Source organism: Wujia chipingensis (assembly GCF_014337155.1).
In the GTDB taxonomy this organism is placed as follows: domain Bacteria; phylum Bacillota; class Clostridia; order Lachnospirales; family Lachnospiraceae; genus Coprococcus_C; species Coprococcus_C hominis.
On the sequence record NZ_CP060632.1, the window covers coordinates 210,444 to 232,568 of the forward strand.

19 protein-coding genes are annotated in these 22,125 nt (G+C 37.0%); 18 read left to right on the forward strand and 1 reads right to left on the reverse strand.

Annotated elements, in window-relative coordinates:
- Positions 1-411 precede the first annotated feature (411 nt).
- From rfbD to H9Q76_RS01095, 18 genes are all read left to right on the forward strand, one after another.
- Entirely contained in the window at positions 412-1,362 is a 951-nt protein-coding gene (gene rfbD, locus H9Q76_RS01010) for a dTDP-4-dehydrorhamnose reductase (RefSeq protein WP_195541535.1), read from the forward strand.
- 247 nt (positions 1,363-1,609) lie between these two features.
- Positions 1,610-2,197, forward strand: coding sequence for a dTDP-4-dehydrorhamnose 3,5-epimerase (rfbC, locus tag H9Q76_RS01015; protein WP_021984829.1), 588 nt, complete (start codon positions 1,610-1,612; stop codon positions 2,195-2,197).
- 2 nt (positions 2,198-2,199) lie between these two features.
- Complete coding sequence (locus H9Q76_RS01020) at positions 2,200-3,033, forward strand: ABC transporter permease (protein WP_021984828.1); 834 nt, start codon at positions 2,200-2,202, stop codon at positions 3,031-3,033.
- An 18-nt stretch (positions 3,034-3,051) separates the two neighbouring features.
- The gene (locus H9Q76_RS01025; protein ID WP_118671231.1) at positions 3,052-4,365 is read left to right on the forward strand and encodes an ABC transporter ATP-binding protein; all 1,314 of its coding nucleotides are present in this window, start codon (positions 3,052-3,054) and stop codon (positions 4,363-4,365) included.
- Positions 4,353-5,270, forward strand: coding sequence for a class I SAM-dependent methyltransferase (locus tag H9Q76_RS01030; protein ID WP_249321389.1), 918 nt, complete (start codon positions 4,353-4,355; stop codon positions 5,268-5,270). The genes H9Q76_RS01025 and H9Q76_RS01030 overlap by 13 nt, the downstream gene beginning before the upstream one ends.
- A 1-nt stretch (position 5,271) precedes the next feature.
- The gene (locus H9Q76_RS01035; protein WP_249321390.1) at positions 5,272-6,510 is read left to right on the forward strand and encodes a hypothetical protein; all 1,239 of its coding nucleotides are present in this window, start codon (positions 5,272-5,274) and stop codon (positions 6,508-6,510) included.
- On the forward strand, positions 6,500-7,903 hold the full coding sequence (locus H9Q76_RS01040; RefSeq protein WP_021984824.1) for a sugar transferase: 1,404 nt from the start codon (positions 6,500-6,502) through the stop codon (positions 7,901-7,903). The genes H9Q76_RS01035 and H9Q76_RS01040 overlap by 11 nt, the downstream gene beginning before the upstream one ends.
- A gap of 7 nt (positions 7,904-7,910) precedes the next feature.
- Positions 7,911-8,987, forward strand: a complete 1,077-nt coding sequence (locus tag H9Q76_RS01045; protein WP_227573231.1) for a DUF6077 domain-containing protein — start codon at positions 7,911-7,913, stop codon at positions 8,985-8,987.
- A 28-nt stretch (positions 8,988-9,015) separates the two neighbouring features.
- Positions 9,016-9,846, forward strand: coding sequence for a DUF4422 domain-containing protein (locus tag H9Q76_RS01050; RefSeq protein WP_330594697.1), 831 nt, complete (start codon positions 9,016-9,018; stop codon positions 9,844-9,846).
- Between the two features lie 20 nt (positions 9,847-9,866).
- A complete protein-coding gene (locus H9Q76_RS01055) occupies positions 9,867-11,447 on the forward strand; it encodes an MBL fold metallo-hydrolase (RefSeq protein ID WP_021984821.1) in 1,581 nt (526 codons plus the stop codon).
- Positions 11,448-11,460: 13 nt separating this feature from the next.
- Positions 11,461-12,483, forward strand: coding sequence for a glycosyltransferase family 2 protein (locus H9Q76_RS01060; RefSeq protein WP_021984820.1), 1,023 nt, complete (start codon positions 11,461-11,463; stop codon positions 12,481-12,483).
- On the forward strand, positions 12,480-13,592 hold the full coding sequence (locus H9Q76_RS01065; protein WP_021984819.1) for a glycosyltransferase family 1 protein: 1,113 nt from the start codon (positions 12,480-12,482) through the stop codon (positions 13,590-13,592). Before H9Q76_RS01060 ends, H9Q76_RS01065 begins: the two co-directional genes overlap by 4 nt.
- A 3-nt stretch (positions 13,593-13,595) precedes the next feature.
- Positions 13,596-14,612 carry a stealth family protein gene (locus H9Q76_RS01070; RefSeq protein WP_249321391.1) on the forward strand — a complete coding sequence of 339 codons (1,017 nt, stop codon included), beginning with the start codon at positions 13,596-13,598 and terminating at the stop codon, positions 14,610-14,612.
- Between the two features lie 10 nt (positions 14,613-14,622).
- Positions 14,623-15,705, forward strand: coding sequence for a hypothetical protein (locus tag H9Q76_RS01075; protein ID WP_249321392.1), 1,083 nt, complete (start codon positions 14,623-14,625; stop codon positions 15,703-15,705).
- Positions 15,706-15,715: 10 nt separating this feature from the next.
- Entirely contained in the window at positions 15,716-16,942 is a 1,227-nt protein-coding gene (locus tag H9Q76_RS01080; RefSeq protein ID WP_249321393.1) for a hypothetical protein, read from the forward strand.
- Positions 16,917-17,963: an acyltransferase gene (locus H9Q76_RS01085; protein ID WP_249321394.1), complete on the forward strand. Its 1,047-nt coding sequence runs from the start codon at positions 16,917-16,919 to the stop codon at positions 17,961-17,963. Before H9Q76_RS01080 ends, H9Q76_RS01085 begins: the two co-directional genes overlap by 26 nt.
- 45 nt (positions 17,964-18,008) lie before the next feature.
- On the forward strand, positions 18,009-19,406 hold the full coding sequence (locus H9Q76_RS01090; RefSeq protein WP_249321395.1) for a hypothetical protein: 1,398 nt from the start codon (positions 18,009-18,011) through the stop codon (positions 19,404-19,406).
- A 5-nt stretch (positions 19,407-19,411) separates the two neighbouring features.
- Entirely contained in the window at positions 19,412-20,878 is a 1,467-nt protein-coding gene (locus H9Q76_RS01095; RefSeq protein ID WP_249321396.1) for a flippase, read from the forward strand.
- Between the two features lie 96 nt (positions 20,879-20,974).
- Here the strand turns inward: H9Q76_RS01095 and H9Q76_RS01100 are convergent, their stop codons facing one another.
- Positions 20,975-22,060 (reverse strand): hypothetical protein, encoded by a 1,086-nt coding sequence (locus H9Q76_RS01100; RefSeq protein WP_249321397.1) that lies wholly within the window; start codon positions 22,058-22,060, stop codon positions 20,975-20,977.
- Between the last annotated feature and the right edge of the window lie 65 nt (positions 22,061-22,125).

Below are 22,125 nucleotides of genomic sequence, written 5' to 3' on the forward strand. Positions count from 1 at the left end.
TTCTTCCGAAGTAATATAAGGATATTATAATCGAGATGTAGGGGGGATGCAATGCGAAGATAAAAGATAAATACAAAACCGGACGGTTCCCCATTCCGTCCGGTTTCTATGTAAACACACATTTGAAGTTATTGCTTTCGAACATCAATAACCCCAGCTCTCCTCCTGCCCAAGGGTGTTTGCCTCGGACAACCTCATCGTAGCATAAGTGAGCAAAAAAACAAGGGGTCTGGCATAATTGACGCGCTGGAGAGCATACTTTGAATTTTACTTAATAAAATTAAGTCAAAAATGACGATTTTCATCGCTTGACGCACACATAGATGGTTGTTAAAATGGAAAAAGAAAATCAAAATTGGGACAAATTTTTTGAAAAAATATAAAAAGATTTGAATGGAAAGGATATCAAAAATGAAATTTTTTGTAACGGGTGTAAATGGACAGCTTGGTCATGATGTGATGAATGAGCTGAGCAAACGAGGACACGAAGGCGTGGGTTCCGATCTCGGAGAGACCTATGCAGGCGTGCAGGATGGGTCTGCAGTTACGACAATGCCATATGTAAGTCTGGACATCACTGATCAGGCAGCCGTGAAGAAACAGATCATGGAGATCAAACCGGACGCTGTGATTCATTGTGCAGCATGGACAGCCGTGGATGCAGCCGAAGATGAGGACAAGCAGGCGACCGTAAAAAAGGTAAATGTGGACGGCACAAGAAACATTGCAGAAGTGTGCAAGGCGCTGGACTGCAAGATGTTGTACCTCTCAACGGATTATGTATTTGATGGACAGGGCACGACGCCTTGGGAGCCAGATTGCAAAGATTACAAGCCGCTCAATGTCTACGGACAGTCAAAGCTGGACGGAGAATTGGCAGTTTCTTCTATACTAGAGAAATATTTCATCGTCCGTATCGCGTGGGTATTTGGTTTAAATGGCAAGAATTTCATCAAGACGATGATCAATGTCGGCAAGACGCACGACGAGGTACGCGTGGTCTGTGATCAGATCGGCACGCCGACGTATACCTACGATTTAGCGCGTCTGCTCGTAGATATGTGCGAGACCGAAAAATATGGTTATTACCATGCCACAAATGCAGAGCTTCCAGAGGACGCTGACGCAATTGGAGCCAAGACAGGCTATATCTCATGGTATGATTTCTGCGTGGAAATCTATCGCCAGTATGGACTTTCTACGAAGGTAACGCCAGTCACCACAGCAGAGTATGGACTCAGCAAGGCGGCAAGACCATACAACAGCCGTTTGGATAAGAAGAAGCTTGTAGAAAATGGATTCACACCGCTTCCAGTCTGGACAGATGCAGTAAGCAGATATTTGAAGGAAGCAGATATTTAATCGAAAAATCAAATCCTCCCAGTGTTGCAATGCAATGTTGGGAGGATTTTTATAGTTATGGCGTATTTTTTGCAAACAAATTTATATTATAGTATTCACATGGAAAACTTGCAGTTTCGCTAGCTATATGCTACAATTTCAATAATTATGTAATATGAAAATAATATGAAATTATTGCTTGAAGGCGTATTTTTTATATACATGTTTTATATTTTTATTTTGAATAATTGAATGAAAGGAAAAGGACATGGAACAGAAATTTGGAAAAATCACAGTAGAGACTTGTGAAGCAGATGGTGTAGAGATTGAGGGATTGAAAGTAATCACACCTTCTGTGTTTGGCGATGATAGAGGCTATTTTATGGAGACTTACAATTATAATGATTTTGCAGCGGCAGGCATTGATTGTACATTTGTACAGGATAACCAGTCCAGCTCTAAGAAAGGTGTGCTTCGAGGATTGCATTTCCAGATCAATTATCCACAGGATAAGCTTGTGCGTGTTGTAAGTGGAGAGGTATTTGATGTGGCGGTGGATCTGCGGGAAGGATCAAAGACATTTGGTAAATGGTTTGGCGTTCGTTTGTCTGCAGAGAATAAGAAACAGTTTTTCATTCCAAAGAACTTTGCGCATGGATTCATCGTATTATCCGATCATGCAGAGTTTTGTTATAAATGTACAGATTTCTATCATCCAAACGATGAGGGCGGACTGCTCTGGTCTGATCCGGAAATTGGCGTAGAATGGCCGATGCCAGAAGGAATGACGGTAGAAGATCTGACATTCTCAGAGAAGGATACCAAGTGGAGTGGTATTAAGGAGTATAAAAAATAGGCATGGAAAAGAAAACAACTTCACGGTTTCGACAATTTATAAATCTTCCGATCGAATTAGTTCAAAATCGGACATTGATCGGAAATCTGGCGAAGAATGATTTTAAGACACGGTTTGCAGGTTCTTATTTGGGTGTGATCTGGGCATTTGTGCAGCCGATTGTCACAGTTGTTGTGTATTGGTTTGTGTTTACCGTGGGATTGCGCCAGGGTAGACCGAGCGGGCACCCGTTTGTACTGTGGCTGATGGCAGGACTTGTTCCGTGGTTCTTTTTTTCAGAGGCGTTGAACGGTGGAACAAATGCATTGATCGAGTACAACTATCTGGTAAAGAAAGTTGTATTTAACATCGATATATTACCGCTGGTGAAAGTATTGTCGGCAATCTTTGTACATGTGATATTTACGGCATTTACGATTGTTTTATGCTGGTGCAATGGATATATCCCAAGTGTTTATTTGTTGCAGATTATATATTATATGATTTGTAACTTCCTGCTTGTGTTAGGATTGGCGTATTTTACATCTGCGGTGGTTGTTTTTTTTCGGGATCTGACACAGATTGTAAATATTGTATTACAGATTGGAATGTGGATGACTCCAATTATGTGGAATATATCGGATATTTTGGTGAACCATCCAACTTTAGCAAAAGTATTTAAATTAAACCCGATGTATTATATTGTAGATGGATTTCGAAATGCGTTGCTGGATCATATTTGGTTTTGGGAGAAGCCGTTATGGACACTTGCCTTTTGGATTATTACATTGCTATTCTTTGTTATAGGTGTGAATGTGTTTAATCGACTGAAGGTGCATTTTGCAGATGTGTTATAAGAAAAAGAGAGATAAATTATGAGCGAGACGGCGATTCGTGTACAGAATGTAACGAAATTATATAAATTATATGATAAACCATCCGATCGATTCCGGGAGTCCCTGGGTTTAACGAAAAAAGTATTGCATCGCGAACATTATGCATTGCATGATCTTAATTTTGATATTAAAAAAGGGGAATGTGTTGGAATTATTGGGACAAATGGTTCTGGCAAATCAACGATTCTCAAGATTATTACCGGAGTTCTGAATCCGACAAGTGGTAATGTGGAGATCGATGGACGTATTTCTGCATTGCTTGAGTTGGGAGCTGGATTTAATATGGAATACACAGGACTTGAGAATGTGTATTTAAATGGAACTATGATTGGCTTTACCAAGAAGGAGATTGATGCAAAGCTGGATTCAATATTGGAATTTGCAGATATTGGAGAGTTTATTCATCAGCCGGTTAAAACATATTCTTCCGGTATGTTTGTACGGTTGGCTTTTGCAGTAGCGATTAACATAGATCCGGAAATTTTGATTGTAGATGAGGCGTTGTCTGTTGGTGATGTATTCTTTCAAACAAAATGTTATAAAAAGTTTGAGGAATTTAAAGAACAGGGAAAAACTATATTGTTCGTAAGCCATGACCTGAGCAGTATCAGTAAATATTGTGATCGTGTTGTGCTGTTGAATAAGGGAGTAAAACTGGCAGAGGGACGTCCAAAAGAAATGGTTGACATGTATAAAAAGGTGCTGGTTGGTCAGTTGGATTTGGAACATGTGGACGAGGAAACAGAAAATATTGCCAAGGCACCAAGTATGGAGGCAGCAAAATCTGTAAAAGAAGCAAAATGCTGGAAGGATTTGCTTTCACAAAATGAAAATGCCATTGAGTATGGTGATAAGAAAGCAGAGATTATTGATTATGCGATTGTAGATAGCTGTGGAAATATTACCAATACGATTGAAAAAGGAAAACCTTTCACAGTGCGTATGAAGGTGCAGATGCATGCGCCAATTGAGTATCCGATATTTGCATTATCCATCAAAGATCCAAAGGGAACAGAAATTACCGGTACAAATACGATGTTTGAAAAGACTGATTTTGAGGTTGGCCCCATTATGGAGATATCTTTTGAGCAGGATATGAATCTGCAGGGAGGCGAGTATCTTCTTTCGCTTGGTTGTACTGGTTATAATGGCACGGATTTCACGGTATATCATCGTTTATATGATGTATGCAATATCACAGTCGTGTCAGATAAAAATACAGTTGGATATTACGATATGAACTCGAAGATTACAGTTCAGACTTATGAAGGGACGAATATATGCAGAAAATAGGTTCCATAACAATTGATGACACATACTATCCTGGCAAGGATTTGTACAGTGACGGCGAAATTGAAGATGAAATGCTGGATATAGCAAAAAATGTTCCGGTTTCTGAGTATAATCGTGTGATAGCAGAGCGAAAATCCTGGGCGATTTTGTATCATTTTTCAAATGTCAGGGAGAATATTGTACAATCCATGCCGATTACAAAAGAAGACAGTGTGTTGGAGATAGGAGCAGGTTGTGGAGCAATTACTGGTGTACTTGCTCGTATGGCAAAAAATGTAGATGCGGTGGAACTTTCTATGAAACGTTCGCTGATTAACGCGTATCGGCATCAGGAAGCAGATAATATCACAATTAAAGTTGGTAATTTCCAGGAAGTGGAACAACATCTGGAGAAGAAATATGATGTAATCACGTTGATTGGTGTATTTGAATATGCATGTAGTTATATCAATAGTGAACAGCCATATGCAGAATTTTTAGAAATTATCAAGAAGCATTTAACCAAAGATGGGCGACTTATTCTTGCGATAGAAAATAAATTTGGATTGAAATATTGGGCAGGATGCCGGGAAGATCATATAGCAACATTTTTTGGCGGAATTGAAGGGTATGCAAAAGATAGTTATGTGCGGACATTTTCTAAAAACGAGTTAGCCCATATGTTGGAACAGGCTGGTTTTTCTGAGCATACTTTTTATTATCCATACCCGGATTATAAGCTGCCTGAAAAGATCTTTTCGGATGAATATCTGCCACATGAGAATGAACTGAATGTAAATCATCGGAATTTCGATCGGAATCGTGTACGATTGTTTGACGAAAATAAAGTGTATGGAGAATTGATTAGAGCAGAAATGTTTCCAGAGTTCTCAAACTCATTTTTGATTGTAGCCAAAGGAGTGTAGGATGGAGCGATTAATTTATACAAAATATTCGAATCAACGTCATCCAGACTACGCGATTCGTACCGATATTGTTTGTCGGGAGGACGGAAGCCGCGTTGTGCGGAAATATGCAGATACAAGATTGGCACGTCCGCATATTGAACATATGAATGAGGTATATGCATTGTTGAAAAAAGAGTTTGCAGGGAGCCGTTTGTGTGCAAATCGGGCAAACCTTACAGATGCATATATCGAATTTGAATATATAGATGGAGATACACTAGAGGCTGTATTAGATGCATGTCTGGCAAATGATGACAAGGATGGATTTGCGGAGTTAGTAAAACAGTATGCTTCCGAAATCCGGCAAGTATATTTGAGTGAACAGTCAGTATGTGGAGAAAGAAGTCAGGACGAAATAGAACAATATCAAAAGGCGTTCGGGGAAATAACACTTCCGGTATCTGTACCTTTTTCCAAAGGGGTAGATATTGATTTAATATTTTCCAACATTATGGTACAGGGGAATACATGGATAGTGATTGATTATGAGTGGACCTTTGACTTCCCGGTTCCTGTGGATTTTTTACTTTGGCGTGCGGGTAAAGTATATTTGGAGAATTATGCAAACCGTGCGAGCATTGATGAAACAGAGATGAATCGGATGCTTGGAGTTACACCTGAGAATGTATCCGCTTACCGGCAGATGGAACTGCATTTTTTGCAGCAATACTGCTACAGAGATCGGAGCGATTTATATGCATTGTATGGAACAATGGGACAGTATGTCATGAATCTGGATCTCGAAGAAGCAATTAAGGGAAATGAAAATGGAACAAATCAGGTTCAACTGTATTATGATACGGGAAAAGGATATTCGGAAGCAGAAAGTGATATCATCCGTATTTATCCAGATGAAAAAGGTGAGTTTCATTTGCAAAGAAAGCTGCCTGATGCTTTGCGGAATTTAAGGATTGATCCGGGTGAGATTCCGTGTGTTGTATATATTCAGAAGGCAGTTGGATATACGGAAAATGCATCTTATGAATTAGAGTATCGGACAAATGGATACCGGTTTGACAAACGTGCGTATGTGATGGAACAGGGCGATCCACAGATTTATATTAAAAACATGAAGGAACACACCTATTTGATAGAGTTTGATTATACCATTCAGGCAGATGCTGCGATTGTGCAGGAAAAGGCAGCCAGTGTCAAAGGATGGGAAAAATTAAAAGGGATGATACAACATGCAAAATAAATTTACGAGCAGAAGTAAACATTTGGATTTCATCATATTGGATCTTATCTGTATAGAGGTGTCTTACTGGTTGGCATATTATATCAGGCTTGGAAGGCTTGTGAATTCCACACCAGGGGAATATACAATGATGAATATTATGGTTATTTTAATACATTTATCCATCATGTTTATTTCGGAAGGGTATTCTGGAATTTTAATGCGGAATGCCATACAGGAATTGAAAAAAGTAGTCATTCATAATGCAGAGATGTTTGCAGTGATTTTGTTTATATTGTTCTTTGCGAAACAATCTTCGGTGTATTCTCGAATATTGTTTGCGTTGTTTGTGGTCATTGACACAATTACCATGTATATTGTACGTCTTGTGAGAAAGAAAGTATTATATTCCAATGAGGACAAAGAGCGCGGAAAAGGACAGATGCTTATTGTTACGAATCATGCACATGCGCAAAGCCTGGTAAAAGGGTTGGCAGAAAGTGGATATCGAAATTACCTGATCCATGGAATCGTTATTCTGGATAAGGATATGACCGGTCAGAAAATCGATGGTATTGATGTTGTTGCAGATGCTGGAGGAATGTATGAATATGTAAAATCCAATATTATTGATGAGATATTTTTAGAGTATGATGGAGAAGGCGTTGCAGAAATCACCAAACGATTTCTCGCGATGGGTGTTGTAGTACACGTAAGTATCAATAATATTCTTCCGGGAACTCCGAATGCGGCTGTAGAGAATATTAGTCATTATACGGTAATTACAACAAGTATTAATATCATGTCATTCAAACAAAAGGTTATTAAACGATTGATGGATATTGGAGTATCTATTATAGGGATGGCGATTACGGCAATATTATTTGTCATATTTGCGCCGATTATCTTTATACAGTCACCGGGTCCAATCTTTTTCAAACAGGAACGTGTTGGAAAGAATGGAAGACGGTTTAAGATTTATAAATTCCGATCTATGTATATGGATGCAGAAGAACGGAAGAAAGAACTTATGGCACAGAATAAAATGTCCGGTTTGATGTTCAAGATGGATGATGATCCGCGTGTAACACCAATCGGCAGGTTTATGCGGAAGACAAGTATTGATGAGTTTCCGCAGTTTATCAACATATTCAAGGGCGATATGAGTTTGGTTGGAACAAGACCGCCAACGGTGGATGAATATAATCAGTATGATCAGCACCATAAGAGTCGACTTGCTATGAAACCAGGACTTACAGGTATGTGGCAGGTATCCGGGCGTAGCGAAATTACGGATTTTGAAGAAGTAGTTCGATTGGATAACGAATATATTATGAATTTTAGTATTAGTTTGGATATTAAGATACTGATAAAGACCGTATTTACGGTGTTGAAGAGAAAGGGATCGGTATAGGTTGGAGATGACGGCGTCCGTTGGAAATATAGTTTTATATATCTTGTTTTTGTGGATTGCGCCTGTATTTGTTGGTAATGCAATATGTAACAGATTGAGCATGCGGGGGACGATCCCTCGAAGTTTTGTTATGGGATATCTGAGTATGTGGGCAGTTTTTCAGATTATCACGGTTCCGCTTATTCTGTTGAAGGTAAGTTTCCTTGTGGATGTTGTTGTGTATTCGATGTTCCTTATTGGGATTATTGTTTATGGGATTGTGAAAAAAACATATTGTAGTATGACAATTCCAAAGGTAGAGCCATCTGCGTGGGTTGGAATCATCGTTATGCTTGCAACTGGAATATATATGATTGTACAGTCATTCCGATTACAGCTCACAAATGCGGATGATACACGATTTGTTGTCAATGCAGTTGATACAGTTCGTACGAATCGAATGCTGCTTACAGATGTGAACACGGGAAAGGAGATATTATCCTGGACCGGAGATTTGTTCAAGGATGTGATATCTCCGTGGGCGGTATTTGCAGCATATCTGTCGAAGATAACAGGCATTTCGGCGGCAAGCATGATGCATACATTTTTACCACCGGTATTGCTGGCGGTGATGATGTGCATCTTCTGGTTGGTTGCAGGTGAGTTATTTGATAAACATATATATCGAGCTTTGTTTGTGATTCTTCTACTAGTAATGTATATGTATGGATATTTTTCGATCTACAATGCGGAAACTTTTACGATAATCCGGTTATGGCAGGGGAAAGCAACTATGGCAGCGGTTGGAATACCGGCACTTCTGTATGCTTTTTTGCGGTTGTATCGATTACTTCCGGATGATAGACGATGGAAAGAAAAGACAGTATATAATGCGGAACAAAAAGGAGCAATCTGTATGGTATGGCTTACGGTGTTTGCAGTTGCGCTTCTTACAAGTATGAGCTATATACTTTCAACGGTTATGATTGGATGTTTTGGATTCGTATATGGAATTGCAAAGAAAAGCTTACGCACTGCGATAATGGTGTGGGGCACTTGTCTGGTCAATATCGCATATCTTGGAATTTCAACATTGCTACATTGATTTCAGGATATGTATGGAGGAAGGAAAATTGAGTAAGAAAGACATAAAGATTGTAATAGCGGCACATAAACCTTATCGTATGCCGGAAGATACTATGTATGTACCATTGCATGTTGGCGCAGAGGGAAAGAAAAATCCGGATGGAACGCCGCTTGATCTGGGGTATCAGAAGGATAATGAAGGTGACAATATATCAGCGAAAAATCCAAATTATTGTGAATTGACAGGTATTTATTACGCTTGGAAAAATATACCAGCAGAGTATCTGGGACTTGTACATTATCGGCGTTATTTTAAAGGGAAAAATAAAAGTAAGGATCCTTTTGCGTGTATCGTTACTGAACCAGAGATGGAGAAGATCTTTGAGACGCACCGTATAGTAGTGCCAAAGAAGCGTAAATATTATATTGAGACATTGTATTCACATTATGCACACACACATTATGCAGAACATTTGGATTGTGTGCGGGAAATCATTGGAGAACAATGTCCGGATTATCTGAACTCTTATGATAAAGTGATCAAACAAACTTCTGGCTATATGTTTAATATGATGGTGATGGAGCGTGCATTGTTTGACTCGTATTGTGCATGGTTGTTTGCGATTCTTTTTGAGTTGGAAAAAAGGGTTGGTGAGAAACAACCGGAGATGTCAGCATTTCAGAGCCGTTTTTATGGACGGGTAAGTGAAATTATATTTAATGTATGGCTGGATTATCAGATTCAATCAGGCCAGATTTCACAAAAAGATGTGAAGGAACTGCCATTTATCTATATGGAGAAGATAAACTGGTTCCGAAAAGGAATTTCCTTTTTAAAGGCAAAGGTATTTCATAAGAAATATGATAGCAGTTTTTAGAGATAACAATAGGTGAAAACATGAGAGCTTGGATGCAGCCGATTATATATTGGGTAAATGAATATTATGGAAATCGCGGGTATCTGCTTTTTGCAATCGTCGCATATATATACCTGTTTTTTGCAACGAAGGAAAGCAGACGGAAAATAGTGTATCCAAGTGTGTTGCTGGCTTTTTTGGTATTGAACCCAATTCTGTACAAATATGTATATTCCAAAATCATTTATTGGCGTTTGATGTGGCTGTTGCCAAATACCCTTGCAATTGCGTATGCTACAGTTTTGTTTGTGAGAAAACGAAAGCATATTGCCGTAAAGGTGATTGCATTTGTACTCGTGCTGGCAGCGGTTGTATGGAAAGGCACAAATGTATATACACATTCTGGGATGGCTAAGGCATCCAATCAACAGAAGGTGGATGCCAGAGTACAACAGGTATGTGATGAGATGCTGGCGGTGGATGAAACGCCAAAATGTATTGCCGCACTTAATTTAAGTTATGAGATACGTCAATATTGCGGAGACATTGAATTAATGTACGGCAGAAATGTGGAAGGATATATCAATGTCATTGACGATCTGAGCCTTCGAATCGCGAATGAGATGCGTTCTGAGAATCCAAATTATGACTATATTTTTGCACAGGCAATGGCGAAAAATTATGATTTTGTTGTGCTCGAAGATTATAAAACGGTGCCGGAAGACCTTTTGAATCAATATGGATACCAGATCTATAAAAATGTAGCCGGATATAATCTGTATTACTGCGCGGATGTTGAACAACGGGATCTGGGTGGATGGATTGTAACACAGTATGGGCCGAATACAAGTGAAGTAAGTATGTGTTATACAATCGAGGATAAAAATAATAATCTGATCATCATTGATGGTGGATATGGCTGGTATGAACAAAAGCTGCGAGCAATCATCCGGGCACATGATAATCATGTAACGGCTTGGATTGTGACAAGCCCGATTGATAGCAATGCACATGCATTTTGTGAAATTCTACAGGACAAGCAGGGAATTCAGATTGATCAGATCTACACGATGCATATAAACGACGAGCAGTATGCAACTTATCTGAGGGATGCAAAAGAATGGCAGAACACGGATTTTGTGCAAATGTTCCGGGAAACTTTAGAAAAAGAAACGAATGTAAACTATGTAAAAGAAGATGATCAATTTGAAGCATTAGGGCTTAGTTTCAAGGTATTACATGCGTGGGATGATGAAACGGATGCAATTGGGGAATATCAAGAATACAACGGTTCTATTTGTTTTCGAATCCAGGCGAATCAAGAATCCATGTTATATTTATCAAAAATAACCCATCCATTAGAGGACCATATTATAGAGAAAAATTATGATAAACTAAATGCAGATTATGTGCAGGCAAATAATAATGGACGGTGGACACTGAGTGCGGAGTTTTATAACATGGTGTCTCCGAAATATGTATTCATGGATTGTAGTATAGAAACTGTGAATGCGGATGAGGAAGAAAAAGGGTGTGGGGGTGTATACAGATATGTAACTGGTATTTTACAGGTGCCAATTGGTATGTATGATACAACGCCGACTTGGATTATATTGAAATAAGGAATAAAATAAAATGCAGACAGATGTTTTGATATCTTTTATTATTCCGGCATACAATGCTGCGGATACAATTGAAAAAGCTGTGCAATCTTTGACAGATGTACCACGGACAGAAGTATTGATTGTAGAAAATGGATCTACGGATGAGACCAAGCAGGTTTTGCAGCGACTGAAAAAGAAATATAGTAACATAAAAATATTCACATCCGATAAAGGGGTGTCCAATGCAAGAAATCTGGGAATTCAGAATGCAACGGGCGAGTGGTTAGCATTTGTTGATGCCGATGATTATCTGGCAAGGTCAGGCGTTACAACGATGATGAGCGATGCGAGACATGGGGGATATGATATTTTCGCATATGGACATGTAGCTGGGCAAACGCAGAATTCGATTACTGATCGAAAGAGAGTGTTTGATGAGGAAAAACTTGATGAAGGTAGAGTACAGATGATTCAAAATCCTACGCGGTATATGCAGGTGTGGGCGAAGCTGTTTCGAAGGGACATCATTGAGAAAAATCATATTCGATTTGATGCAGAGCTACCTTTTGCAGAAGACAGTGATTTTACCCTTCGGTATATGAAGCATATCGTGTCTATATGCTGGAAGCCAGAGATGGTGTACCATTATACATTAAATCCGCAGTCTGTTATGCGAGTGCAGACGGGAGAAAAAACAGAAAAATATATTCGCGCCATGGAGAAAACGGCAGAGGCGATACAGGATGAAAATGAGATCATAAAAAAAGCGTATGATAAATATGTAATGATGCATTTTAATATTATGATGGTGCGAGAGGTGTTTCAACAGCGAACGTATTCGTTCAGAGTAAAATGCAAAAAAATGAAGTCGGTTGCGAAAACGGCAATTTTCAAAAATGCAATTGACGCAATTAGGGTTAAAGAATGTAAAAGTGCAAGAATGCTACCGGTGCTACTTATGAAAATGAAATTAAATTGGTTAGCCGGAATAATATATATGCTTCGTGTCAAACAGAATGAAGGGCATGAAAAAAGGGGAATAAACAGTATATGAACAACATTTTGATATTTGGAATGACAGAGAATCCCGGTGGAGTGGAAAGCTTTTTGATGAGCTACATTCGAAAGATAAATCGTGGTAATTTTAAATTTGATTTTTTGTGCAATTCACATGATAAAATTGCTTATGAAGACGAATTGATCTCTTATGGCTGTGAGATTTATCATATCACAGCAAGAAGTAAGGATTATAAGAAGTATAAAAGAGAGATGCAGCAATTTTTTAAAGAAAATGCCTCTCAGTATGATACTATATGGGTTAATGTATGTAGTCTGGCAAATATTGATTATCTAAAGTATGCAAAAAAATATGGAATAAAACGAAGAATTATTCACAGTCATAATTCTATGAATATGGATAGCAAACTTAGAGGATTGTTGCATGCATACAATAAGAGGCATATTGATAAATATGCAACAGATTTTTGGGCCTGTTCCAAAGAGGCTGGAGAATGGTTTTATTCAAAACAAATTATGCAAGGTGCAAATTATAAAGAAATAAAGAATGCAATTGATATATCGCAATACAAATATGATGAAGATATAAGAATAGCATACAGAAAGAAATATGGTGTTGAGGATAAATTTGTAATTGGTAACGTAGGAAGATTGCAATTCCAAAAGAATCAATTATTTTTATTGGATATTTTTGCTAGTGTGTTGAAGAAAAGACCTGAAGCAATTCTATGGATGATAGGTCAGGGGGAAGATGAAGATAAGATACGGGAAAAGATACAAAAGTTAAATCTAGGAACAGCTGTAAAAATGTTGGGAGTCAGAAATGATGTGCCGAATTTATTACAAGCAATGGATGTATTTGTATTTCCATCTGTATTTGAGGGACTTGGGATAGCGCTTTTGGAAGCACAGGCTACGGGACTTACTTGTATTGCTTCGAAAGATGTAATTCCTGTAGAAGTTAAGGTAACACCACAATTGCAATTTGTTTCGCTGAAAGAATCGGCAGAAGTATGGGCGGATAGAATTTTAAATGCGGAATACTGTGAAAAAAGAGACACGCTATTCCAATTAGCTATGAAAGCCGGATATGATATAAATACAGAGGTTGGACGATTAGAAACATTATTAGGAGAGAAAAGGTAAAAAATGGATATTGATTTTGTTATTCCATGGGTGGATGGTAGTGACCTAGAATGGAGAAAGAGTAAAAATAAGTATAGTGGAAAAATTGATGAACCAGTAGATATAACGGATGCTAGGTATCGGGATTGGGATATTTTAAAATATTGGTTTCGTGGTGTGGAGAAATATGCGCCATGGGTTCATAAAATATATTTTGTTACTTGTGGGCAGAAACCAGATTGGCTAAATGAAAATCACGATAAATTAGTGCTTGTTAATCATGAGGATTATATTCCACATGAATATTTACCAACATTTAGTGCCAATCCTATAGAATTAAATTTTCATAGAATAAAAAATCTTTCAGAGCATTTTGTGTATTTTAATGATGATATGTTTATAACTTCAAAAGTAGAACCGGAAGATTTTTTTAAAAATGGTCTTCCGTGTGATATGGCGGTAGAAGATCCGATATCTCCAAATAAACAAGATGTTTTTATGCATATTTTATTAAATAATATGATTTTATTAAACTCTAAATATGATAGGAAGGAAGTATTAAAAAAGCAAAGGAAGAAGTTTTATTTAGTAAAGGATAAAAAAGCATTAATGATGAATTGGAGTTTTTTGCTATGGCGTAGACATGATTTCTTCGGACTTGAATATTCTCATTTGGCATCTTCATACTTAAAGTCTACATATGAACAGGTTTGGAGAGAAAATGAGCAGATATTGGATCGGGTATGTAGAAATAAGTTTCGCAGTGCGGAGGATGTTAATCAGTATATATTTAAGAATGAGCAGTTAGTGACTGGAAGGTTTTCACCGTACAATTGGAGAAAAAACGGCAAAGCGTTTCATATGAATGATGGGGCTTCGGAAGATAACAATATCGCAGAGATGTGTCATGCAATAGAAAATGGGATATATAAGATGATATGCGTGAATGAATCACAAGTTGAGAATTATGAGGAAACAAAACAAAAGGTTGTTCATGCATTTGAAAAGATATTGCCATGTAAATCATTATTTGAGAAATAAGAGGTGCTCAATGGATTGGTATATATGTGAAAAAACAGAAGATGAATATTTGAACCGTACGGCGGGGATTAAAGCTCGTGAGGATTTAGATGTTATATTCAAGCAATGTGGGATGAAAATGATTAATCTTGTGGTTGGTGAAGATACTCGAACAGATGCAGGGATTATACGAAAAATAAAGGGGCACATAGCAACAAAAAAATATTGGGAAGAAAAATTAGCCTGCGTACATGAAGGTGATACAATATATATTCAATTCCCGGTAAGAAATCACACAGTTTTTCTTGCATCGGTTTTAAAAAAACTCGTGCAGAAAAATATTCGCGTGGTATTGTTTATTCATGATTTAGAGTATATGCGCCATATAAAAAACAAATCAATACCATTTAAGAAGAAAAAAAGAATGGAATTAGAGGAAGTGTCTGTATTAAAGAATGCGACGAATATAGTTGTCCACAATCATCAAATGAAAAAACTAATGCACGAGGCATTGGGAATACCGTTAGAGAAGATGATTGAATTAGATATCTTTGACTATTTGATTGGTAAAGAGGGAGAAAAAATACAAGAACGTGGTAAGCGGAAGCCGGGATATTCCTGTATTATTGCAGGAAATCTGGACAAGCAGAAATCGGCTTATGTATATGAGCTTCCTAAAGATATTGCGTTTGATTTGTATGGCCCTAATTATACAGGACAAGCAGGAGGGAACATTTGCTATCATGGATCTTTTCCGCCAGCAGAGTTACCTTATGAATTAGAAGGAAACTTTGGGCTTGTATGGGATGGAATATCCGTTGATACATGTGCAGGCGTTTATGGGGAATACCTAAAGGTGAATAACCCACATAAGACCTCCTTATATCTTGCAAGTGGAATTCCCGTCTTTATATGGAAAGAAGCAGCTTTGGCTGAATTTGTCGAACAAGAGCGGGTTGGAATTACGATTTCTTCATTATATGAGATAAAAGATATTTTTGAAAAACTCACAGAAGATGAATATGCGGATATGTTACAACACGCGAAGCTTATATCAAAACGATTAACCAGTGGATTTTATACAAAACAAGCTATTGAAAAGGCAATGAAATAAAAGTGGAAGTATGAAAGAAATAGCTCGTAATGAGGGAAACAATCAATTAAATATCCGAAAAACAGAAGTGGTATTTCTTCTTGCGTTTTTTGTTTATATGTCTGCAAACACCTTGGATTTGACTGCTATTGCATTTGGACAGGGTAATGACCGGTTATCGTTAATAAATATATTTACAAAAATGGCAAGATATGTGGCATATATTCTTTTGGCTTTCAAAGTAATATGTTCCAATATATATAATCGCAAATGGATAAAATTATTTTTAGAAGTATCGTGTGTGATTGCTATAAGCTTTTTGGGCTCATTTAATAAAACCATAATTTTTTATTTGCTGATTTTTATCGCTGCATGTAATGTGGAGGAAAACTATATTATTAAAATATCGTGTGCAGTACAATCTGTTATATTGTTTGTATGCGTTATCGGATCGCGAATTGGAGTAATAAAAGATTATGTTAGGCAGGATGGAAGCCGAATACGCCATTTTCTTGGCTTTTCGTGGACAACAACGGGAGCAATTCTTTTTGTATTTATATTGTTGCAGTATATATATTTAAAAAAGGGCAAATTGTCAATTTGGGAGGATATTATAGCATTTGGGATTAGTTTGTATTTATACAAAATGACAAACTCCAGATTCGCTTTTTTGATTAGTATAGTAACAATTATAATTTTTGCAATCTATCGGTTAAATGTAAACAATGGAAGATTTATACAGAAATTAAAAGGCGTATTTATTGCGTCCCCAGTGGTAGTTGCAATTTTTGCGATTTTGTTACATGCATTCTATAATCCGCAGAATACGATATATTTTCAATTAAATAAGTTGTTGTCAGGCAGATTGGCGCTTGGGCAAAACGCAATGTCAAAATATGGCATTTCTTTATTCGGAAAAGATATTGAGTGGATTGGATTTAACATGGAAGAGACATTAAAAGGGACGTATAACTATGTTGATTGTTCTTATGTAAAAATTTTGTTGGATCATGGAATATTATTTTTAAGTATCGTATTGCTTGCATATGCATATATGTTAAAAAAATCAATACAGAAAAAGCAGTATTATTATACATGGATATTGATGATAATTATGGTTTTCAGTATAACAGAACCAAGACTTTTTGATATTACATTTAATCCTTTTATTGTGCTTACATTAGCAGGACAGAAATTAATTGTAGATAAAGATGTAAAAAGGGGGAAGGGAGATGCAAGAGAGTACGCAGAAAAGTGAAAGTATAATGCTGATGAATGTAATATCTATGCTGGCAGTTGTGTATTTGCATGCAAATGATTGCTTTTGGGCTTTTAGCACAGATAGATATTGGAAATCGGCGAATATAATTGAGGCGGGATTGTATTTTGCTGTTCCGTGTTTTTTTATGATAACAGGAGCAAACTTGCTTGATTACAGACAAAGATATGATACAAAAACGTTTTTAATCAAACGAGTGAAAAAAACAGTCTTTCCATATATATTTTGGAGTTTTATAGGTATAGGATTTAACATATGTATGCATAATTTACAATGGAATAATGTGACCATTAAATACGTTATTACGGGATTAGTAAATGGCGGTTCTATAGTAACGACTTATTGGTTTTTTATGCCGTTATACGCGGCCTATCTAGCAATCCCTTTATTCTCAGCAGTGGAGAAGGAAAAACGAAAATCGGTATATGTATATATAAGTGTTGTAGGTTTTTTGTTGAATGTATTAATTCCTTTTGCGGCGAAGTTTACAGATTGGGTTCCTTATAATCCTGGATTTAGATTATTTGTAAATATGTCATATCTGTTTTATGTTGTGGTTGGTTGGCTCTTACATACACAAGAAATAAAAAGAAAAGATAGAATAGTCATATATATTTTGGCTATTTTAGGGTTGTTTACAAATATGATTGGAACTTATTTTTTATCCATGCGTGATGGGACTGTAAATAAAACGTTTAATGGATACAATGATGTTCCATGTATTCTCTACGCGATAGGTGTTTTTGTGTTAATTAAACAAATTGCTCCAAAGATAATGGATGTAAAGTGGATACGGGCAATAGTAGTATATTTAAATAAATATACTTTTGGCGTCTATCTTTTGCATTGGTCGGTATTAAAAGCGGTTATACGATTGACAAGAGTTAATGAGGTATCGTTAATATGGAGATTGCTTTCTCCAATAGGAATTGTTGCAGTTTGTGTTGCTATCATATGGGTAATTCGTAAAATTCCGGTATTGAAACATGTAGTTCCATAAAAGCGATTGAGAAGCTAAACAAAGTGGCATAGGAGGACAGAATAAATGAACCAACAAAATGACAGAGTAATTAAAGTAAAAAATGTGTTTGCATATATCCGAAAATATATAGCGCTTGTTATTGTATTAGCGCTATGCGGAGCAGTGGGATTGGCAGGACTTTGCTATTTGAAGAATAAACGGGAAATTGATGCAGAACAGTCTCAGACTCCGGTGGAGCTGGAAGATATGTACGAGGAATTTTCAGAAACAGAAAAAGCGGATATCTCATATGCATTGTATTCTTATGATCGTATGGCTGAGATGGAGCAATATTTGGATGAGTCGCTTTATATGCAGATTGAGCCATATCATATGCAGCAAAAGACATATCAGTTCCAAATAAAACTGGATGTGGCACTGGATACTGTAGAAGAACGGACAGAGGCTCAGAATCAGATTTTATCAGCATATATTGCTTATATTCGAAATGGTGGACTGGCTGATTCGGTGGCTGAATCGAAGGACCTGAAAGGGGATTATACAGCTGCACAGATTAAAGAGCTGCTGGATGTATCTTATGACTCCGCTATGCAAACAAACGGAGGATTATGTCTGTATGTATATGGGACAAATTTGGTTCCGGGATTGGACGAACTAGCAAAAGAGACTTTGATTCAATATGCCGGTGAACTAAAAAATGTGCAAAAACATACCCTTGCGATGACAGATACTCAGACTGCGGTCGTTCGTTCTGATACAATTTATAATGTGCAAAGGACGATATATACAGAACGTGTGAATACAAAGGATCGGTTGAAAAATGCGGTGGATGCACTATCTGGGAATACATTAACTTATTATAATGGCATTGTCGAGGACGAGAAAGAACAGGCGTTAAAAGAAGAAAAGCTGGAGGAGACGGGAACAACTGCAGATGCGGTGCCAGCGCCACATGTGGATAAGAAAAAACTCATAAAATATGGACTGGTAGGAGGTGCATTGGGCGCGGCAGGTTCCATTGTGATCCTGTTATTATGTTTTATGTATAGCAAAGTTATTGTTGCAGACACGGATTACACACTTACTATGGGGATGAAATTACTGGGAAACATATCAGAATCTGAAATGCAGGAGCAACTAGGATTTGTGGTAGCAAAAATTTTGGCAGCATGTAAGAAAAAGGAGATTACAAAGTTAGCGCTGATATCCAGTGATATGAGGAATATTAGTGAAAATATGCAGGAAGATCTCGTAAAGAAACTTGAAAAACAAGGCATTCAGCTGGATGTATTAGCAGAGATTGTTACTAATAGCGAGGCAATGTCCAAGCTTTTTGCAGAAGGAGCGGCAGTTATGATTGAGAAGAAGGGTGTATCGCTTTATCAGCGAGTGTATGATATGGTTGATTTATGTGTGGAGAATGAAGTATCAATACTTGGTGTGATTGATACCCGGAAATAACTGTAATGGCTGAGATAAAGACAAAGTCTGTAAAATTAAATATGGTGATGAATGCATTGCTTTCTATGTCATCCTTTATTTTTCCCTTGATTACATTCCCGTATGTGTCAAGAATCCTGCTTCCGGTAGGAACAGGAAGAGTCGCTTTTGCGACGGCCGTTGTGACGTATTTTGCAATGTTTGCGCAGCTTGGAATTCCGACCTATGGTATCCGGCTATGTGCAAAAGTGAGAGACAATAAAGAAGAGTTAACCCGTGCGGTTCATGAATTGTTGTTTATCAATCTGTTCATGTCTGCAATTGTATATGCTGTGTTCTTTATTTCGCTTGCGGTCGTTCCAAAGTTTCGGGAAGAACATACATTACTTTTGATTATTGGTGCGACGATATTGCTGAATGCACTTGGCGTAGAATGGTTATACAAAGCATTAGAGCAATATACGTATATTACGGTACGTTCTTTGATATTTAAGGTTGTGGCATTGATCAGTACATTTATGCTTGTTCGTGATCCAGGGGATTGTTTGCAGTATGGTTTTTTGACAATTCTTGCTACATCTGCTTCGAATGTTTTAAATTTTATAAATCTTCGTAAATATATTTATTTAAAACCAATCGGAGGTTATCATATCAAACGTCATATTAAGATGATACTGGTCTTTTTCTCAATGTCTGTGGCGACAACGATATATACAAATCTGGATAACGTCATGCTTGGGTTCATGAAAGACAAGGTGGAGGTTGGATACTATTCAGCCGCAGTAAAGATCAAATCAATCATGGTTAGTGTAGTGACTTCTGCTAGCACGGTATTATTACCAAGAGCGTCTTATTATGTAGATAAAGGTATGATGGACGAGTTCTCAAGAATATTGAAGAAGACAATGCGCTTTATCTTCCTTGTGGCGATTCCTTTTTCCATTTATTTTATGATCTATGCGAAAGAAGGAATTTTCTTCTTATCTGGTAAAGCGTATGCCGGAGCTATTATACCAATGCAGATAATCATGCCGACGCTTACGCTGATTGGCATCAGCAATGTGACTGGCATTCAGATGATGGTACCATTAGGAAGAGAAAAACAGGTATTATATTCTGAGATTGCAGGAGCGATTGTAGATTTGGTGTTAAATACGATTTTTATTCCAATCTATGGCGCAGCAGGTGCAGCGCTTGGTACATTGGTTGCGGAGGCCGTTGTGTTAGGCTGGCAATGTGTAGCGATTCGAGACCTGAAAATGGGAATATTTCAGAAGCTTCCATATGGAAAGATTCTTATCGCAGTCGGACTTGGAAGTGCTGCATCTTTCTGGGTAAAATTACTAGGAATCAGTGTATTTCCAACGCTTGTGATATCTGCAGTTTGCTTTTTCGGCGTGTATGGAATTGTGATGACGGTATTGAAAGATTCTTTGGTAATTGAGTTGGAAAAACAGTTGATTAGAAAGATAAAAAAGAATGATTGTGTCTAAGAGGCACAATCATTCTTTTGGTAAACATATAAGTTATATTTTTGAAGCAGATTCTAAATTACATCTTAGGAAAAAGGCAGTTATAGATAGTCCTCTTTATTCGTGGAAATTCCATAATTTAAATCCATTGATTGTGGTGATAAGCTCCGCAGATATATCTTTATAATAGTATTTTTTCAGATATTCAAATTTCGTAGTGTATTGGCGGTTGTCCACCAGGATAATTTTGTCATTTACAAGGCTTTTTAGTGGAGATTTAAAATTAATATTGTTTTCTGTCCAGCATGTATTATTTGAAGGATAACCATAAGTAACTCCGCCCAAATAAAAATAATAATTATTATAGTATCCGACTGGAAGCCGCTTCCATGGCTTGTAATTATAATATATTAACTGAATGGTTGAGGAAAAATCCATTAAATAATAATGTTCGTTATCTGATTCAATGTGGTCTATTAAATCCGCATGCGGTCGTCTGTGCGAGATATCACATCGGTATTTTTTTATATTGAAATCATATGAACGAAACATGGTATCAGAAATATATTGTGAATATATCTCATCCGACATTGTCTTATAATTTGTATCTGGAATGTATAAAGGAACCTTCAATAATAGAATGAAAGCACCTAAAATATTTAATGATAATTTATATGTATTATTTAGTGTGGTCACATTTAACGAAGTAATCAGACCAATTGCAAGACATAAAAAAATGCAGTATTCCACTCGATATACAACTCGACCGCGTATAAAAAAGTATACAAGAAGTAATCCGGCTATAATAAAATCAGGAATCATACAAATAAATTTATGAGGATCAATAAATAATAGAATAAACATCATTAATAGTAATCCCCAAACAACAGTATATGATTGATATTTCCTGTCACGAAAAGAGTTTATCAAGTGCTTTACAGAGAGTATATAGTTTTTATGAACCTCCTTTTTGACAGTGGAGTAGTTTGTTAGAATTTCAGGGGTATAAATGTTCTGATCTAGTAAATTCCATGATTCAATCATATGAAAGTCAATTTCATCTAATCCCTTTGATTCAAAAAAAGAAGCATAGGACGAATAATCATATGTTTTAATGTCTGTAATGGATGCACGTAATTCATTTAATTCTCGGTATTGTTTGTAGGACGGTGAATTATTCCAAATAATTTTATCTACTCCCATAACGCATAAAACTGATATAAAGAGAATTATACAATACAATAAATTTTTAATAAAAAAATGAGTAT

Bases quoted from the DNA above. Each gene is read 5' to 3' on its own strand.
- rfbD (WP_195541535.1), top strand. From the start codon at position 412: ATGAAATTTTTTGTAACGGGTGTAAATGGACAGCTTGGTCATGATGTG.
- rfbC (WP_021984829.1), top strand. From the start codon at position 1,610: ATGGAACAGAAATTTGGAAAAATCACAGTAGAGACTTGTGAAGCAGAT.
- H9Q76_RS01020 (WP_021984828.1), top strand. From the start codon at position 2,200: ATGGAAAAGAAAACAACTTCACGGTTTCGACAATTTATAAATCTTCCG.
- H9Q76_RS01025 (WP_118671231.1), top strand. From the start codon at position 3,052: ATGAGCGAGACGGCGATTCGTGTACAGAATGTAACGAAATTATATAAA.
- H9Q76_RS01030 (WP_249321389.1), top strand. From the start codon at position 4,353: ATGCAGAAAATAGGTTCCATAACAATTGATGACACATACTATCCTGGC.
- H9Q76_RS01035 (WP_249321390.1), top strand. From the start codon at position 5,272: ATGGAGCGATTAATTTATACAAAATATTCGAATCAACGTCATCCAGAC.
- H9Q76_RS01040 (WP_021984824.1), top strand. From the start codon at position 6,500: ATGCAAAATAAATTTACGAGCAGAAGTAAACATTTGGATTTCATCATA.
- H9Q76_RS01045 (WP_227573231.1), top strand. From the start codon at position 7,911: ATGACGGCGTCCGTTGGAAATATAGTTTTATATATCTTGTTTTTGTGG.
- H9Q76_RS01055 (WP_021984821.1), top strand. From the start codon at position 9,867: ATGAGAGCTTGGATGCAGCCGATTATATATTGGGTAAATGAATATTAT.
- H9Q76_RS01060 (WP_021984820.1), top strand. From the start codon at position 11,461: ATGCAGACAGATGTTTTGATATCTTTTATTATTCCGGCATACAATGCT.
- H9Q76_RS01065 (WP_021984819.1), top strand. From the start codon at position 12,480: ATGAACAACATTTTGATATTTGGAATGACAGAGAATCCCGGTGGAGTG.
- H9Q76_RS01070 (WP_249321391.1), top strand. From the start codon at position 13,596: ATGGATATTGATTTTGTTATTCCATGGGTGGATGGTAGTGACCTAGAA.
- H9Q76_RS01075 (WP_249321392.1), top strand. From the start codon at position 14,623: ATGGATTGGTATATATGTGAAAAAACAGAAGATGAATATTTGAACCGT.
- H9Q76_RS01080 (WP_249321393.1), top strand. From the start codon at position 15,716: ATGAAAGAAATAGCTCGTAATGAGGGAAACAATCAATTAAATATCCGA.
- H9Q76_RS01085 (WP_249321394.1), top strand. From the start codon at position 16,917: ATGCAAGAGAGTACGCAGAAAAGTGAAAGTATAATGCTGATGAATGTA.
- H9Q76_RS01090 (WP_249321395.1), top strand. From the start codon at position 18,009: ATGAACCAACAAAATGACAGAGTAATTAAAGTAAAAAATGTGTTTGCA.
- H9Q76_RS01095 (WP_249321396.1), top strand. From the start codon at position 19,412: ATGGCTGAGATAAAGACAAAGTCTGTAAAATTAAATATGGTGATGAAT.
- H9Q76_RS01100 (WP_249321397.1), bottom strand. From the start codon at position 22,060: ATGGGAGTAGATAAAATTATTTGGAATAATTCACCGTCCTACAAACAA.